This window comes from Streptomyces adustus (assembly GCF_009377175.1).
Classification (GTDB): Bacteria; Actinomycetota; Actinomycetes; order Streptomycetales; family Streptomycetaceae; genus Streptomyces; species Streptomyces adustus.
On the sequence record NZ_VJZD01000063.1, the window covers coordinates 24,431 to 40,433 of the forward strand.

General features: G+C 72.6%; 11 protein-coding genes, 1 tRNA gene and 1 pseudogene. 8 read left to right on the forward strand and 5 right to left on the reverse strand.

The window, feature by feature from the left end:
• Positions 1-88 precede the first annotated feature (88 nt).
• Genes FNH09_RS17870 through FNH09_RS17880 form a run of 3 tightly spaced genes read right to left on the reverse strand, consistent with a single transcriptional unit; the run spans position 89 to position 5,173 of the window.
• Complete coding sequence (locus tag FNH09_RS17870; RefSeq protein WP_152889059.1) at positions 89-2,239, reverse strand: acetate--CoA ligase family protein; 2,151 nt, start codon at positions 2,237-2,239, stop codon at positions 89-91.
• Between the two features lie 4 nt (positions 2,240-2,243).
• Positions 2,244-3,476 (reverse strand): formyl-CoA transferase, encoded by a 1,233-nt coding sequence (frc, locus tag FNH09_RS17875; RefSeq protein ID WP_152889039.1) that lies wholly within the window; start codon positions 3,474-3,476, stop codon positions 2,244-2,246.
• 11 nt (positions 3,477-3,487) lie between these two features.
• A complete protein-coding gene (locus FNH09_RS17880) occupies positions 3,488-5,173 on the reverse strand; it encodes a thiamine pyrophosphate-binding protein (RefSeq protein WP_152889041.1) in 1,686 nt (561 codons plus the stop codon).
• A 334-nt stretch (positions 5,174-5,507) separates the two neighbouring features.
• On the opposite strand from FNH09_RS17880, the gene sucC reads away from it, so the two are divergent.
• The 5 genes from sucC to FNH09_RS17910 all read left to right on the forward strand — a co-directional run bounded on the left by sucC (position 5,508) and on the right by FNH09_RS17910 (position 10,829).
• Entirely contained in the window at positions 5,508-6,638 is a 1,131-nt protein-coding gene (gene sucC, locus FNH09_RS17885) for an ADP-forming succinate--CoA ligase subunit beta (protein WP_152889043.1), read from the forward strand.
• Positions 6,639-6,652: 14 nt separating this feature from the next.
• Positions 6,653-7,594: a succinate--CoA ligase subunit alpha gene (sucD, locus tag FNH09_RS17890; RefSeq protein ID WP_152889045.1), complete on the forward strand. Its 942-nt coding sequence runs from the start codon at positions 6,653-6,655 to the stop codon at positions 7,592-7,594.
• Between the two features lie 246 nt (positions 7,595-7,840).
• Positions 7,841-9,508, forward strand: a complete 1,668-nt coding sequence (locus FNH09_RS17900; RefSeq protein WP_238426747.1) for an aldehyde dehydrogenase family protein — start codon at positions 7,841-7,843, stop codon at positions 9,506-9,508.
• Positions 9,509-9,706: 198 nt separating this feature from the next.
• Positions 9,707-9,791: transfer RNA gene (locus tag FNH09_RS17905), tRNA-Leu, on the forward strand.
• 243 nt (positions 9,792-10,034) lie between these two features.
• Positions 10,035-10,829, forward strand: coding sequence for a GDSL-type esterase/lipase family protein (locus FNH09_RS17910; protein WP_162468737.1), 795 nt, complete (start codon positions 10,035-10,037; stop codon positions 10,827-10,829).
• A 66-nt stretch (positions 10,830-10,895) separates the two neighbouring features.
• Here the strand turns inward: FNH09_RS17910 and FNH09_RS17915 are convergent, their stop codons facing one another.
• Positions 10,896-12,263, reverse strand: coding sequence for an HEXXH motif domain-containing protein (locus tag FNH09_RS17915; RefSeq protein WP_152889049.1), 1,368 nt, complete (start codon positions 12,261-12,263; stop codon positions 10,896-10,898).
• Positions 12,260-13,507, reverse strand: coding sequence for an FxsB family cyclophane-forming radical SAM/SPASM peptide maturase (locus tag FNH09_RS17920; RefSeq protein WP_152889051.1), 1,248 nt, complete (start codon positions 13,505-13,507; stop codon positions 12,260-12,262). The genes FNH09_RS17915 and FNH09_RS17920 overlap by 4 nt, the downstream gene beginning before the upstream one ends.
• 279 nt (positions 13,508-13,786) lie before the next feature.
• On the opposite strand from FNH09_RS17920, the gene fxsA reads away from it, so the two are divergent.
• The 3 genes and pseudogenes from fxsA to FNH09_RS17930 all read left to right on the forward strand — a co-directional run.
• Positions 13,787-14,005: an FxSxx-COOH cyclophane-containing RiPP peptide gene (gene fxsA, locus FNH09_RS17925; protein ID WP_152889053.1), complete on the forward strand. Its 219-nt coding sequence runs from the start codon at positions 13,787-13,789 to the stop codon at positions 14,003-14,005.
• Positions 14,006-14,131: 126 nt separating this feature from the next.
• Positions 14,132-14,296 (forward strand): hypothetical protein, encoded by a 165-nt coding sequence (locus tag FNH09_RS46715; RefSeq protein WP_156110822.1) that lies wholly within the window; start codon positions 14,132-14,134, stop codon positions 14,294-14,296.
• Between the two features lie 22 nt (positions 14,297-14,318).
• Positions 14,319-16,003: pseudogene (locus FNH09_RS17930) on the forward strand (FxSxx-COOH system tetratricopeptide repeat protein); the annotation flags it as partial.

Sequence of the window (16,003 nt, forward strand, 5' to 3'; positions counted from 1 at the left end):
TGGCCAGCGCCCCCTGTCCAATGCGTTTCGTGCGCGCACGGGTCCCCGGGGGCGGCCGACGCGCACCGTCGGCCGCCCCCGCGTCCGGTCACCTCATGACTCGCCCCCCCAACAGGCCCGCCGCCCGCGCCCACCGGTACTTCGCGCCCAGCACGGCCACCGGCTTCTCGGTCGTGTACGGATACGCCACGACCCCCCGCTCGTACAGGTACTGGCAGGCCGCCTCGACCTCGACGTCCCCGGCCAGCGAGGCCACCACCGGCTTCTCGATCCCGCGCTCCCGGAACTCGGCCACCACGCGCGCGGTGAGCTCGGCGAACACCATCGGCGGAGTGACGATGGTGTGCCAGTAGCCGAGGACCAGGGCGTGGATGCGCGGGTCCTCAAGGCCCAGCCGGATCGTCGCCTCGTACGTCGACGGCGGCTCGCCCCCGGTGATGTCCACCGGATTGCCCGCGGCCCCGAACGGCGGGATGAACGCCCGGAAGGACGCGTCCAGATCGGGTGGGATCTCCATCAGCGACAGCCCGTTGTCGCTGACCGCGTCCGACAGCAGCACACCGCTGCCGCCAGCCCCCGTGATGATCACGATGTTCTCGCCCCGCGGGGTGGGCAGCACCGGCAGCCCGCGCGCGTACTCCAGCATCTCGTTGAGCCCCGGCGCCCGGATGACCCCCGCCTGCCGCAGGATGTCGTCGTACACGGCGTCGTCGCCCGCCAGCGCACCCGTGTGCGAGCCGGCCGCCCGCGCGCCGGCCGCCGTACGCCCCGCCTTGAGGACGACGACGGGCTTCTTGACGATGGTCTCGCGCGCCGCCGCCACGAAGGCCCGCCCGTCCTTGAGGTCCTCCAGGTGCATCGCGACGCACTCGGTGTGCGGGTCCTCGCCGAACCAGGTCAGCAGGTCGTCCTCGTCCAGATCCGCCTTGTTGCCCAGACCGACGATCGCCGACACACCCGTCTTCGTGGTGCGGGCGAACCCCAGGACGGCCATCCCGATGCCACCGGACTGCGAGGTCAGCGCCACCCCGCCCTTGACGTCGTACGGGGTGCAGAACGTGGCGCACAGGTCCTGCCACGTCGAGTAGTAGCCGTAGATGTTCGGGCCGAGCAGCCGGACCCCGTGCCGCTGCGCGATCGCCACGAGCTCGTCCTGGAGCCCCTGTTCACCGGTCTCCGCGAATCCGGAGGGGATCAGCACGGCGTTGGGGATCCGCTTGCGGCCGACCTCCTCCAGCGCCGCCGCCACGAACCGGGCGGGGATCGCGAAGACCGCCACGTCCACCTCGCCGGGCACGTCGGTGACGCTCCTGTACGCCTTGCGGCCCAGAATGTCGTCGGCCCGGGGATTGACCGGGTGGATCTCCCCGGCGAAGCCGCCGTCGACCAGGTTGCGCATCACCGAGTTGCCGATCTTCCCGGACTCGGCGGAGGCGCCGATCACGGCGATCGAGCCCGGCTGCATCAGCCTGCGCATGCTGGTCAGGATCTCGTCTCGGGTGTACCGGCGGCGCGGCGGCGGCTGCGACTCGGCGAGGACGACCCGGATGTCGGCGGCGACCGCCCCCTCCGCGGTCGCGATCACCGGATTGAGGTCCACCTCGGCGATCTCGGGGAACTCGTCGACCAGTTGGGACACCCGGCGGATCTGCTCGGCCAGCGCCCACCGGTCCACCGGCGGCGCGCCGCGCACCCCGCGCAGCACCTCCGCCGCACGGATCGAGTCCAGCATGGCCAGCGCCTCGTCCGCGGCCACCGGGGCCAGCCGGAACGTGACGTCCCTGAGCACCTCGACGAGCACCCCGCCGAGCCCGAACGCCACCACCTTCCCGAACGTGGGATCGGTCACCGCGCCGACGATGACCTCCTGCCCGGGCGGCAGCAGTTCCTGCACCTGAACGCCCACGATCCGCGCCCGCGGGTCGTACGCCCGCGCGTTGCCGACGATGCGGTGGAACGCGGCCCGGACCTCGCTCGCGCCCTCGACCCCGACGACCACCCCGCCCGCGTCGGTCTTGTGCGGGATGTCCGGGGAGACGATCTTCATCACCACCGGCCCGCCGAAGCGCGCGGCACACGCCACCGCCTCGTCCACGTCACCCGCCAGCTCCTCGCCCGGTACGGCGATCCCGTACGCGTCCGCGATCACCTTGCCCTCGGGCGCGGTGAGCGCGGTCCGCCCCTCGGCCCGTACGGCGTCCAGGAGCGTGCGCACCCTCAGCAGCCGGTCCTCGGCCATCACGTCAGATCACCCCGTTCGACTTGAGCAGACGCAACTCCTCGTCGCCGAGCCCGAGCTCGCCGATGTACACCTCTGCGTTGTGCTCCCCGAGCAGCGGTGAAGTGCGCACCTCCACGGGGGAGTCGGAGAGCTTCAGCGGGCTGCCCACGGTCACGAACTCGCCGCGCTCGGGGTGCGCGACGGTGACCACCATCTCGTCGGCGATCAGCGAGTCGTCCTCGATGATCTCCCTGGTGGACAGGATCGGCCCGCACGGGACGTTGTGGGCGTTGAGCCGCTCCAGCACCTCCCACTTGGGCAGGGTCGAGGACCACTCCTCGATCAGCTGGAACATCTTGGTCAGCTTGGGCAGCCGGGCCTGCGGGGTCGCCCACTCGGGGTCGTCGGCCAGCTCGGGCCGGCCGATCAGAGCGGTCAGCGGCCGCCAGCCCACGGGCTGCACGATGACGTACACGTAGTCGTTCGGGCCGCCCGGCGCGCACTTGACCGCCCAGCCGGGCTGACCGCCGCCGGAGGCGTTCCCGGACCGGGGAACCTCCGGGCCGAAGTCGTCGTTGGGATATTCGGCGAGCGGTCCGTGGGCCAGGCGCTGCTGGTCCCGCAGCTTCACCCGGCACAGGTTGAGCACGGCGTGCTGCATGGCCACGTTCACCCGCTGGCCGCGCCCGGTGCGCTCCCGCTGGTACAGGGCCGCGAGGATCCCCGCCACGCAGTGCACACCCGTCCCCGAGTCCCCGATCTGGGCTCCCGTCGCCAGCGGCGGCCCGTCCTCGAAACCGGTGGTCGACATCGACCCGCCCATGGCCTGCGCGACGACCTCGTACGCCTTGAAATCGGTGTACGGGCCGTCGCCGAAGCCCTTGATGGAGGCGTAGACGATCCGTGGATTGATCTCCTTGATGCGGTCCCAGGTGAAGCCCATCCGGTCCACCGCGCCCGGTCCGAAGTTCTCGACCATGACGTCGGAGCGCCGGATCAGCTCGGTGAGGATGTCCCGGCCGCGCTCGGTCTTGGTGTTGAGGGTGATGCTCCGCTTGTTGCAGTTGAGCATCGTGAAGTAGAGGGAGTCGACGTCCGGGAGGTCGCGCAGCTGGCCCCGGGTGATGTCCCCGGTCGGCGCCTCCAGCTTGACGACGTCGGCCCCCAGCCAGGCGAGCAGCTGGGTCGCGGAGGGCCCGGACTGTACGTGGGTCATGTCGAGGACGCGGATGCCCTCAAGTGCCCTTGCGGTCATGGGCGTTCACCTCACTTGTACATCGTCTGGTTCATGGTTCCGGGGGCGTACGCGTCCGGGTCGACCCAGACGTTGATCAGCGAAGGCTTGCCGGACTCGCGGGCCCGGCGCAGCGCGGGCGCGATGTCGGCGGGGTCGCGGACCTCCTCGCCGTGGCCGCCCAGCATCCGGGCGAACTCGTCGTAGCGGACGTCGCCCAGGGTGTTGCCGACCCGCTCGCGCTCCGGGCCGTACTTCTGGGCCTGGCCGTAACGGATCTGGTTCATGGAGGAGTTGTTGCCGACGATGCCGACGAACGGGAGGTCGTACCGTACGAGGGTCTCGAAGTCCCAGCCGGTCAGGGAGAACGCGCCGTCGCCGAACAGGGCCACGACCTCCTTGTCGGGCCGTGCCTGCTTGGCGGCGAGGACGAAGGGCACGCCGACGCCGAGGGTGCCCAGCGGTCCCGGATCCATCCAGTGGCCCGGGGACTTGGGCTGTACGACCTGCCCGGAGAAGGTGACGATGTCGCCGCCGTCGCCGATGTAGATGGAGTCCTCGGTGAGGAAGTCGTTGATCTCGTTCACCAGCCGGTACGGGTGGATCGGCGAGGCGTCCGAGCGCAGGCTCGGCAGCCGCTTGTCCAGCGCGGTCCGCTCGGCCGCCCGCAGCTCGTCCAGCCACTCCTTGCGCTTGGCGGCGCCCCCGTCGACCCGCCCGGACGCGGCCTCCGCCACCGACCTCAGCACCAGCCCCGCGTCACCGACGATCCCGAGGTCGATGTCCCGGTTCTTGCCGACGGTGCGGTAGTCGAGGTCGATCTGCACGACGGTCGCCCGCGGGGACAGCCGCTTGCCGTAGCCCATGCGGAAGTCGAAGGGCGTGCCGACGATCACGATGACGTCGGCGTGGGAGAACGCGTACCGGCGGGAGAGCTGGAAGTGGTGCGGGTCGCCGGGCGGCAGCGTGCCACGGCCGGCGCCGTTCATGTACGCGGGGATGTTCAGGGCGCGCACCAGCTCGACGGCCGCCTCGGTGCCGCGGGTCGTCCACACCTGGCTGCCGAGCAGGATCGCCGGTTTCTCGGCGTGCACCAGCAGGTCGGCGAGCTTCTCGATCGCCTCCGGGTCGCCCGCGGAGCGGGTCGAGGCCCGGTAGTGCCCCGGCTCGGGCACCCGTGCCTTCTCCACCGGCACCTTCGCGTCGAGGACGTCGCGCGGGATCTCCAGGAAGGAGGGGCCGGGGGCGCCGTGGTAGCACTCGCGGAACGCCATCGACACCATGTCCGCGGCGCGTGCGGTGTCCGGCACGGTCGCCGCGAACTTGGTGATGGGCGTCATCATGTCGACGTGCGGCAGGTCCTGGAGGGAGCCCATCCGGTGCTGGGTGAGGGCTCCCTGGCCGCCGATCAGCAGCATGGGGGACTCGGCGCGGAAGGCGTTGGCGACACCGGTGACCGCGTCGGTCGTACCGGGGCCCGCGGTGACGACCGCGCAGCCGGGCCTGCCGGTGATGCGTGCGTAGCCGTCGGCGGCGTGGGCCGCGACCTGCTCATGGCGTACGTCGACGACTTCTATGCCCTCGTCGACGCAGCCGTCGTAGATGTCGATGATGTGGCCGCCGCACAGCGTGTAGATGCGGTCGACCCCCTCGGCCTTGAGTGCTTTGGCAACGAGATGGCCGCCGGAGATCACGTCGTCCTGCGTGTCGTCGGGCATGGCGAAGTCCTGTCCCTTCGTAGGGGTGGGAACGCTCTCGCGGTACATTGCATACAGTCGACGAATACTGTATGAAGCTTGTTATCCCGCATCCGCTGGGCGGTGTCCAGGGGCGTGCGGCACTTTTCGGGCCGGGGCCCGGAGCCACGCCGGGCCGGGCCCGGGGCCGTCGACCGGGGCGCCGACCGGGGCCCGCCGACTGGGGCCGGGTGCGGGCCCGCAATCACCGGCTGGGCTCCCGGGCCGGGCCCGGGACCCCGGCGTGCGGCCGGAGCCCGAAGCCCGGACCGGCGCGCCCGGGGCGACCCGCAGGACTCAGCAGACAGGAGCCGAGATGGACCTGTACGAACACCAGGCACGGCAGCTCTTCGAGGAACACGGCATCCCGGTGCCACGGGCCGAGGTCACCGACTCGCCGAAGGAGGCACGCGCGATCGCCCGCCGGCTGGGCGGCCGGGCCGTCGTCAAGGCCCAGGTCAGGACCGGCGGACGAGGCAAGGCAGGCGGAGTGAAGCTCGCCGCGGACCCGGCCGCCGCCGAACTGACCGCCCGGCAGATCCTCGGCATGGACATCAAGGGCCACCGGGTCGACACCGTGATGCTGGCCCAGCCCGTCGACATCGACACCGAGTACTACGTCTCCTACGTACTGGACCGCACGGCCGGCGGCTTCCTCGCGATCGCCTCCGCCGAGGGCGGCACGGACATCGAGGAGGTCGCCGCGTCCCGGCCCGAGGCGGTGGCCCGCGTACCCGTCGACCCGGCCGAGGGCGTCACCTCCGCGAAGGCCGGCGAGATCGCCGAGGCGGCCGGCCTGCCGCCGGGGACCGTCGACACGCTGGTCCGGCTCTGGCGGGTACTGGTCGCCGAGGACGCCCTCCTCGTCGAGGTCAACCCGCTCGTCCGCACCCGGCAGGGCCGCGTCCTCGCCCTCGACGGCAAGGTCACCCTCGACGACAACGCCCGCTTCCGGCAGGAACGCTGGGGCGCCGACACCCCCGCGCCCGGCGACCCGCTGGAGGCGGCGGCCGCCGCGAAGGGCCTCAACTACGTCAGGCTGGACGGCGAGGTCGGCGTCATCGGCAACGGCGCGGGGCTCGTCATGTCGACGCTCGACGTGGTCGCGGGCTGCGGCGCCCGCCCCGCGAACTTCCTCGACATCGGCGGCGGCGCGTCCGCCCGCGTCATGGCCGACGGGCTCTCCGTCGTCCTCGCCGACCCGGCGGTCAAGTCCGTCCTGGTCAACGTCTTCGGCGGCATCACCGCCTGCGACGCGGTCGCCGAAGGCATCGTGCAGGCCCTGGAGAGCGTCCGGCTGACCAAACCGCTCGTGGTCCGCCTGGACGGGAACAACGCCGCCCGCGGCCGCGCCGTCCTCGACCGGCGCGCCCACCCCGGGGTCGAACAGGCCACCACCATGGACGGCGCGGCCCGCCGTGCCGCGCAACTCGCCACCGACGCCTGAGGAGACGGGACGACATGGCCATATACCTCACCAAGGACAGCAGGGTCCTCGTCCAGGGGATGACCGGCGGCGAGGGGACGAAGCACACCCGGCGGATGCTCGCGGCCGGCACGAACGTGGTCGGCGGCGTCAACCCGCGCAAGGCGGGCCGCACCGTCGACTTCGACGTCCCCCGCGGCCCGAACGGCCGGGCGGGCGCCACCGTCGCGGTTCCCGTCTTCGGCTCGGTCCGCGAGGGCATGGCGGCGACCGGCGCCGACGTCACCGTCGTCTTCGTCCCGCCCCCCTTCACCAAGGCGGCCGTCGTCGAGGCCGCCGACGCCGGCATCGGCCTCGCCGTCGTCATCACCGAGGGCGTCCCGGTGCACGACACCGTCGCCTTCACCGCCCACGCAAGGCGGCGGGGAACCAGGATCATCGGCCCCAACTGCCCCGGCCTGATCACCCCCGGCCAGTCCGGCGCGGGCATCATCCCCGCGGACATCGCCGAGCCCGGCCGGATCGGCCTGGTGTCCAAGTCCGGCACCCTGACCTACCAGCTCATGTACGAACTGCGCGACGTCGGCTTCTCGACCTGCGTCGGCATCGGCGGCGACCCCGTCGTCGGCACCACGCACATCGACTGCCTGGCCGCGTTCCAGGACGACCCCGACACCGACCTGATCGTCCTCATCGGCGAGATCGGCGGCGACGCGGAGGAACGCGCCGCCGCGTACATCCGCGCCCATGTCACCAAGCCCGTCGTCGGCTACATCGCGGGCTTCACCGCGCCCGAGGGGCGGACGATGGGGCACGCGGGCGCGATCGTCTCCGGTTCGTCCGGTACGGCGCAGGCGAAGAAGCGGGCTCTGGAGGCGGCCGGCGTGCAGGTGGGGGACACCCCGACGGACACGGCCCGGCTCGTCCTGGCCACGCTCGCCGGACCCGATCCCGGCCGTGATGTCACTCATGGCTGAGGTGAGGTGACTGTCACTCGCCGGGCCGCTGTCCCTGCGTCCGTCCGTACGGGACGCTCGTCCGTACCCGACGTTCGTCGGTACGAGACGTTCGCAGGTACGAGACCCCAAGCGCCCGCCCCTGTATACGACGTCCGTCCGCGCGGCGGTCGTACGTATACGACGCCCGTGCGGTGGTGCGAACCGTGCGCGGCATGAGCCGTCCATCTCCCGCCCCCGACTGTGCACCGAGAGCGGAGTCCGACCATGGCACCCACCCTCGACCCGAACCTGAACCCGAACCCGAACCCGAACCCGAACTCGAACCCGAACCCGAACCCGAACCCGGACCTGGCCCCGGACAGTGGGGCTTCCGGCCCCCGGAGGGCTTCCGGCCCCCGGACCCTCACCCTCAAGGCCGGAACGTCCTGGTCCGAGGCCTGGCGGCGCTGTCTGGCCGTCGCCCCCGAGGCCTTCAGGGACGACCGTGTCCTCAACCTCTGGCAGGCCGGCTGGCGGGCGGACGGCAGGCCCCTGCCCGCCACCAGCCCGGTCGACGGCAGCCCGATCGCGGGCGCGCCGCGCCTGGACCGGGACACCGCCCGGCAGGCCGTACGGGCCTCGCTCGACCAGCACCGGGCCTGGCGGCACGTACCGCTCGACGAACGGCGGGCCCGCGTCGCCGCCACCCTCGACGCCCTCGCCGAGCACCGTGAACTCCTCGCCCTGCTCCTCGTCTGGGAGATCGGCAAACCCTGGCGGCTCGCCCAGGCCGACGTCGACCGGGCCGTCGACGGGGTGCGCTGGTACGTCGACGGCATCGAGCCGATGATCGCCGGCCGGGTGCCGCTGGAGGGCCCGGTCTCCAACATCGCGAGCTGGAACTACCCGATGAGCGTGCTCGTCCACGCCCTGCTGGTCCAGGCGTTGGCGGGCAACGCGGTCGTCGCCAAGACCCCGACCGACGGCGGGGTCGCCTGTCTGACCCTGGCCTGCGCGCTGGCGGCCCGCGAGGGCGTCCCCGTCACCCTGGTCAGCGGCGGCGGGGGCGAGTTGTCGGAGGCGCTGGTGCGGGCGCCGGAGATCGGCTGCGTCTCCTTCGTCGGCGGCCGCGACACCGGTGCCGCGGTGGCCACGGCGGTCGCCGACCTCGGCAAACGGCACATTCTCGAACAGGAGGGACTGAACACCTGGGGCATCTGGAACCACTCGGACTGGGACGCGCTGACGGCCGTCGTCCCCAAACTCTTCGACTACGGCAAGCAGCGCTGCACGGCCTACCCGCGCTTCGTCGTCCAGCGCGAGCTGTTCGACGCGTTCCTCGCCGCGTACCTCCCGGCGGTCCGCACGCTCAGGGTCGGCCACCCGCTCGCCGTCGACCGGCCCGACGACCCCTTCCCCGCGCTGGACTTCGGCCCAGTGATCAACGCGGCCAAGGCCAAGGAGCTGACGGACCAGGTGGCCGAGGCCGTCGACCGCGGCGCGATCCCGCTGCACCGCGGCAACCCGGCGGACGCCCGCTTCCTGCCCGGTCAGGACACCTCCGCCTACGTCCAGCCGGTCACCCTCCTCAACCCGCCCCCGTCCTCCCCGCTGCATCACGCGGAACCCTTCGGCCCGGTCGACACCATCGTCCTGGTCGACACGGAGGCGGAGCTGCTCGCCGCGATGAACGCCTCCAACGGGGCGCTGGTCGCCACACTGGCCACGGACGACCGGGCCACCTACGACCGGCTGGCGCCGCAGATCCGCGCCTTCAAGGTGGGACACGGCAAGCCCCGCTCCCGAGGTGACCGCGACGAGCTGTTCGGCGGCTTCGGCGCGTCCTGGCGCGGCGCGTTCGTCGGCGGCGAGCTGCTGGTGCGAGCGGTGACCCAGGGCCCGGCGGACGAACGGCTGCCGGGCAACTTCCCGGACCACCACCTCATGCCCTGACCCGCCTCGGCCGACCCGGCCCCGCCCTCACCCCGGGTGCCCGCCAGGACACCCGGGGTGACCAGGTCACCGACCGTCCGCCCACGCGGTCCGGGGCCGCTCCGCAGTACGGATACGCAGGTGAAACGCACTCCGAAACCTTGGTATTGTTGTCCATGTCGCCGCGGGGAACACGCCCCGCAAGGCGGCAGACACCTTGTCCGGGTGGCGGAATGGCAGACGCGCTAGCTTGAGGTGCTAGTGCCCTTTATCGGGCGTGGGGGTTCAAGTCCCCCCTCGGACACTCGCAAGATCGATACACCAACGAGGACCTCGGCCTGACGGTCGCGGTCCTCTTTGTGTTCGCGTGGCTTTCCGCGCGCATTCGCCGCCACGGCCGCGTCCTCTTTGTTTCGGCACGGTTGCCCCCCTCTTCATGGCGCGAAACGTGATGTTAAAGAGGCAACCAGTTTTGTCATGGACACTTCCCTGAGTTGGTTGCCTGCTGTACCAAATGAGGGCCAGCTTTCCCGCTCAGGGAGGTCTCGTGAGACGCGTCAGATCGCTTTCCGTCCTGGCCACACTCGCCCTCGCGATCATGTTCAGCCTGGTGCTGACCGGTCCGGCACAAGCTGCCGGACCGGCCTACGTCGCACTGGGCGACTCCTACTCGGCCGGCAACGGCGCAGGGAACTACGACAGTTCGAGCGGAGACTGCCACCGCAGCCTCAGCGCCTACCCCTACCTGTGGAAGAACGCCCACGCACCGTCCTCGTTCGCCGACACCTCCTGCTCGGGTGCGGTCACCACGGACGTGACGAACAACCAGCTCGGCCCGCTGAACTCCGCCACGGGCCTCGTCTCCCTCACCATCGGCGGCAATGACGCGGGCTTCGCCGACGTCATGACCACCTGCGTGACCGGTTCGGACACCACCTGCGTCAACCGGGTCGCCCAGGCCGAGACCTACGCCCAGAACACCCTCCCCGCCCGCCTGGACGCCACCTACAACGCCATCCGCGCCAAGGCCCCCAACGCCAAGGTGGTCGTTCTCGGCTACCCGCACATGTATACGCTCAACGTCTTCTGCGTCGGTCTCAGCGACACCAAGCACCGCAAGATCGACGAGGCCTCCGACGTCATCGACAGCGTCATCGCCGCCCGTGCCGCCGCGCACGGCTTCGTCTTCGGCGACGTACGTGGCACCTTCAACAACCATGAACTGTGCTCCGGCGACGACTATCTGCACTCCCTGGTGGTCTCGCCGAGCTGGGAGTCCTACCACCCCACCGCCACCGGTCACTCCAGCGGCTACTACCCCGTCCTCAACGCCAACAGCTGACCCCCGCCGAGGCGGGCCGCCCCGGCCCGCCTCCCCGGCATCCGCCGTTCTCCCGGGCCGTACGCCTCAGGCCGACAGGGTCCGGCGCGGGTTCCCGTTCCGCTCCCGCCACGCGGCTCGGTGCGCGCGGGCCGTCGCCTCGGCGCGGCGGCGGGCGGCGGCGGGGACCGGCAGGCGGCACAGGCCGTCCAGGGTGTCGAGCATACGGTCGGCGAACCGCCGCCCCAGCGGGGTGAGCCGACCCGAGCCCAGAGTCACCAGCGTCGCCTCCCGGGCCGCCAACCGCCAGCGCGCGAACTGCACTTGAGCCTCCGCACGCAGCCCGGGGTCCGGTTCCGACTCACCCTGCCGGGCCCAGAAACGGGCCACGCCCAGATGGGCGTAGGCCCCGTGGAACAGGCCGAGCAGCGGGCGAGGGTCGGGGCGCCAGGGGGCGTAGAAGCCCTCCGGGCCGGGCTCCAGCAGGTCGAACAGGTGCAGCAGGGCGGCGAACTTGTTGTGCTGCATCTCGTGCGTCATCGTCACCGCGAATCCCGTCGCCGTCGTCGGCCGGGACATCGCCACGCACCCGAACGTCTCCGCGCTGCTGCCGCTGACGGTCCCCTGGCCCGGTGCGGTCAGCGGCACCAACTGGCGTGGACCCGCGGCCAGTTCCTCGTACAGTTCCGGGTGGTCCGCCCGGAGCAGCGCGCACGCCTCCCGGGCCGCCGTCACCCAGCGGCGGAGCTCGTCGGCGTCCAGGCCGTCGGGGCGGTGCACCGCGTTCGGGAAGCCGGGCTGGTCCAGGATGTCCAGCAGCAGCGGGGTGTCCGGGGCCAGGGTCTCCAGCGGGTACGCGCCGTGCCAGCGGCCCGCGCTGCGGTAGGGGGACGCCGGTACCGGCACCGGAGGGTCGCCGGGCGACCGGCCGGTCAGGGAGAGCAGGGCCCGGCCGGCCGTGTCGACGCACGCGACGGCCCGCCCGCCGGAACGGGCGGCCGGGAAGTGGGCCCGCCCGAGCGAGGGCAGGGCCACCCAGGCCCCCTCCACCGGCCACTCCACCCGCGCCGCCAGCCCCGCGCGTACCGTCGCGGCCGCGGCCAGCGCCGTGTACCGGCCCATCGGCACCCGGAGCGACGGCCGCGCCCGCTCCTGCCGCCGGGTCAGTCGAGTGAGCAGCCCGAACAGGGCGGGCCCGGCCGCCGGGTGGGTCAGCACGGCCGCCGTCGCCCCGGGATCGGCACGGGTGGCGGCGGCGAACAGCTCCCAGGCGCGTGCCGCCTCCTCGGCCACCGGGCCACCGGCCTCCCGGGCCGCGGTCGTGACCGCGTACGCGCCGGCCAGACGGCGGCCGTGTTCGGCGCGGGCCAGGAACCGCAGGGCCTCGGCTCCGCCGCCACCCGCGGCGACCGCGTCGAACAGCGCGCCCGGCATCCGGTGCGGCGACGGCGTCATGCCGCTCCCGCGCCGGGCGCGCACGAGGTGCCGGTGGCCGCCAGGTCGGTCCGCAGCCGGTGCCTCACGCGGCCGATCAGTTCGGTCAGTTCGGCGCAGTACACGCTCGGGTTGGCGAATCCCGTGTCGCGCCGGTAACGCGTCGCGTAGTGGCCGCCGCCGCACACGCGGTGCAGCGGGCAGGCCCGGCACCGGGCGCACAGTCCGGCGGCCCCCCACTGGCGCGCCGCGACGCCCGGATGGCGCAGGAGGTCGTCGAAGGAGTGGTGCCGGACGTCGAGCCCGGTGCGGGTGGCGCCCTCGTACGCGGTGCGCAGGGTGTCGTCCTGGGCGAGGGAGCCGTCCGTCTCCACCACCGCGTAGCGCACCGGGGACAGACCGAGCGACTCCGTCTGCGGGGTGGCGCCGAGCAGCAGCGCGAGCAGGTCGTCCAGGATCCGCACCCGGGTCTCCTCGACCGGGGCGCCGTACCAGCGCTCGAAGACGGCCCACAGCCAGTCCGCGTACGGGGTGCGCCGCCCGGTGGGATCCAGTCCCGGGGGAGGGGTGTGCCAGTTGCCCAGCGGGAGAAGGAAGTCGACGGCGGGCGGCCGGTGGGCGAGGAGGTCCTCGTAGGTGCGCACCGGGTCGTTGCGCAGGTCGATCGTGCACAACAGCGCGCCGAACAGCGGGCGGTAGGTGTCCTCGGCGAGCAGCCGCAGTGCCGCTCGGACCCGGCCGTGGCTGCCGCGGCCGTCCGCGCCGCGCCGGTGCCGGTCGTGCGCGGCCCGCCCCCCGTCGGTGCTCACGCCGATGCGCAGTCCCAACTCGCCGCACAGGTCGAGACGTTGCCGGGTGAGTCGGATCCCGTTCGTCTGCAACGACAGGTGCAGGCGTATTCCCTCACCGAGCGTCTCGCGCAACACTCTTACGGTGCGGGCGAGTTCGGCGTCCCCGACGAGCAGTGGCTCGCCGCCGTGCAGCACCACACCCGCCTCCGTCGTGCCGTGCGCGGACAGGTGGGCGGCGATGCGTTCGGCGGTGCGGGCCAGCGTCGCCGGGGTCATGCTGCGCGGCTGGGCGCGCCAACTCTGGTCGTGCGAGCGGTACATGTAGCAGTAGTCGCAGGCGAGGTCGCAGCGGCTGTGCACCTTCAGGACGAAGGAGTGGAACGGATACGGCACCCAGCCCGCGGCCCGCGAGGCCGCCACGTCGGCGTCCCTCGGCCAGGGCGGCTCGGCATGGAGCAGTGGCGGTCGACTCATCCGCTTCCCCCCGAAGGCGTACGCCGCGGACCAGGCCCGGCACGGTCGGCGGCGCACTCTGTTCGACCAGTATTCGTTCGCGGTGCGGTCAGCGTCAACATCACGAATGAGTCAACGGGGCTCCTGCGGAGCGCAGTTGTTGCCCTCCGGCCCGCCCCGGCCGCTGCCGCCGGAGCGGGCCTCGGCGTTACGCTGAAAAGGCATTCCCGTAGCCAGCCGGAGCGGCCGGCGCCCGGAGGACCGCCGCGGCGGTCCACGAGACCTCATGGAGCGGACACCATGGCAGCAGCCGAAGGCGTCACCCCCGGTGAGGCCGGGGCCGGCGGGGGCGCCGCACCGGTGCCCGACGTGGAGTCCGTCGTGCTGGACCTGGCCGCGCTCGCGCCCGACGACCTCGCCGCCCTGCCGGACTCCGTGCTCGGCGCGGTGGTGCGCCGGGTGAAGGCGGGCTGCGCCGAGGGCGATCCGTTCGTCACCGGGCACAAAGAAACCGCATGACCGCCCGGTGTGTGGAGCAGCCCTATACTGACATCCACGCGTGTCCGTTTTGTTGGCATTTCCGATTGGTTCCGTCCGCTTCGGCCACCGTCCACGCTGTTCCATCCGCCGCCGCACCAGTCGCTCTTGCCTTCGTACCCGCCGTATCTGCCGTATCTGCCGTATCTGCCGTATCTGCCGTACCTGCCGTCGTACCTGCCGTATCTGCCGTATCTGCCGTCGTACCTGCCGTATCTGCCGTACCTGCCGTCGTACCTGCCGTACCTGTCGTTCCTGCCGCCGTCCCTGTAGCGCCGCGCCGAGCGGAGAGGTCATGTCAGACGTCAACCCCCTCGACCGCCCAGGTCCTTTCGCCGTCTTCCTCGCGACCTCGGAGAACCTCGGTCTGAGCACCACCCTGCGCAACGCCGCCGACATCCTCGCCGAGGCCAACCGCAGCGTCCTGCTCGTCAACGGCCGCCGCACCGCCGACGGCCCCTCCGTCCCGCTGCTCCCGCCCGAACCGGGCATGGTCCGGGCGGTCAGGGTCGGCGGCCCCGCGCTCCTGGCCCTCGCCGCCGACCCCGTCGCCGCGTCCTACGACCATGTCCTGATCGAGGCGCCGGTCCCCGACACGCCGGAGGCGGTGGAGGCGACCCGGCCGGCCGCGTACGCCGACGCGCTCGTCGTCTGCTTCGCGATGACCGCCTGGTCCATCGACGGAGCCGCCGCCCTCGCCGAGGTCCTGACGGTGCGCCGGACCGGCGGCCGCGCCGCACGACTGCTGACCCTCGGCCTCAAGAGCGACGTCGCCGTCCACGACCGGCTGCGCAACGCGCGCGAGCGGGTGCGCCGCAAGTTCGGCCCGATCGCCCGCAACCTCGGCGGCGGCGACATCCCCTTCCTGGAGATTCCGTACAACCCGATGTACCAGGACAGCCGCAGCCTCGCCGTCGAGGCCGAGGACGCCGGGACCGTCACCGGGCTGCGCCCCTACTACGAGCGGCTCGCCGACTGGCTGCGCGACCGCCGTACCGAACGGCTGACCGATGTCACCGTCGTGCACTCCACCCGGCACGCGCCCTGGGCGGCCTGGCTGCGCGACCGGCTCGCCGCGCAGGGCGTGCGCACCGAACTGCGGCGCGCCGACACCTACACGGGTGAACGCCCCGACCCCGGCGGCGCCCTGCTGTTCGTGTCGCCCGACGACGCCGACGACACGCTCCTCGCCCAGATCGGGGCGCTCTCCCACACGGACGTGCGCATCGTGCTGGTCGACGAGCCGTTCCCGCACACCGAGGCCGCCCACCACGAGCGGATCGACCTGCGCGGCACCACCGAGGAAGAAGCGCTGCGGCTGCTGTACACCGGTCTCGGACTCGGTGCAGCCGAGCACGCCGCCCCCCGTGCCGCGGCGCGTTTCCCACGCCTGCCGGAGACCACCAACGTCGCCGCGCGCGGCGTCGGCTCCGTCGACCGCGGCGAACTGCTCGCCCGGATCGACTCCTCGCTGCGCGACGCCGGCGCCGACGGGGCCTGCCTGGTGCTGCACGGGCCCAGTGGCTGGGGCAAGAGCGAGGCCGCGCACGAGCTGTGCCACCGCTACGGCGCCGGCTACGACGTGGTGTGGTGGGTGCGCTCCTGGGAACGGCAGCGCGTCGAGCGCGGCCTCGCCCGGCTGGCCGTCCGCCTGGGCAGCACCGAGGAGCGGCTCGCCACCGGCGGCGACGACGCCGGTGTCTCCCGGCTGCTGACCCGACTGTCGCGCCCCGACGACGAACTGGGCAGCTGGCTGCTCGTCTACGACGGAGTCACCGACCCCACCTCCCTGCACGGGCTGCTGCCCGTACCGCACGAGCGCGGACACGTCCTGATCACCAGCCGGCAGCCACCGCGGCCCGAGCCGGGCGCCGAGACCTCTGTCCCCGGCCCGGCCGCCGAGCATGCGGACGATTCGCCGCGCGGGACTCCGGCCGATCCGTCCGCCGCCGGCCCCCACGCCCTCACCGGCCCCGAACC

Excerpts from the sequence above, each read along its gene's own strand:
- FNH09_RS17870 (WP_152889059.1), bottom strand. The coding sequence starts at position 2,239 with ATGGCCGAGGACCGGCTGCTGAGGGTGCGCACGCTCCTGGACGCCGTA.
- frc (WP_152889039.1), bottom strand. The coding sequence starts at position 3,476 with ATGACCGCAAGGGCACTTGAGGGCATCCGCGTCCTCGACATGACCCAC.
- FNH09_RS17880 (WP_152889041.1), bottom strand. The coding sequence starts at position 5,173 with ATGCCCGACGACACGCAGGACGACGTGATCTCCGGCGGCCATCTCGTT.
- sucC (WP_152889043.1), top strand. The coding sequence starts at position 5,508 with ATGGACCTGTACGAACACCAGGCACGGCAGCTCTTCGAGGAACACGGC.
- sucD (WP_152889045.1), top strand. The coding sequence starts at position 6,653 with ATGGCCATATACCTCACCAAGGACAGCAGGGTCCTCGTCCAGGGGATG.
- FNH09_RS17900 (WP_238426747.1), top strand. The coding sequence starts at position 7,841 with ATGGCACCCACCCTCGACCCGAACCTGAACCCGAACCCGAACCCGAAC.
- FNH09_RS17915 (WP_152889049.1), bottom strand. The coding sequence starts at position 12,263 with ATGACGCCGTCGCCGCACCGGATGCCGGGCGCGCTGTTCGACGCGGTC.
- FNH09_RS17920 (WP_152889051.1), bottom strand. The coding sequence starts at position 13,507 with ATGAGTCGACCGCCACTGCTCCATGCCGAGCCGCCCTGGCCGAGGGAC.
- fxsA (WP_152889053.1), top strand. The coding sequence starts at position 13,787 with ATGGCAGCAGCCGAAGGCGTCACCCCCGGTGAGGCCGGGGCCGGCGGG.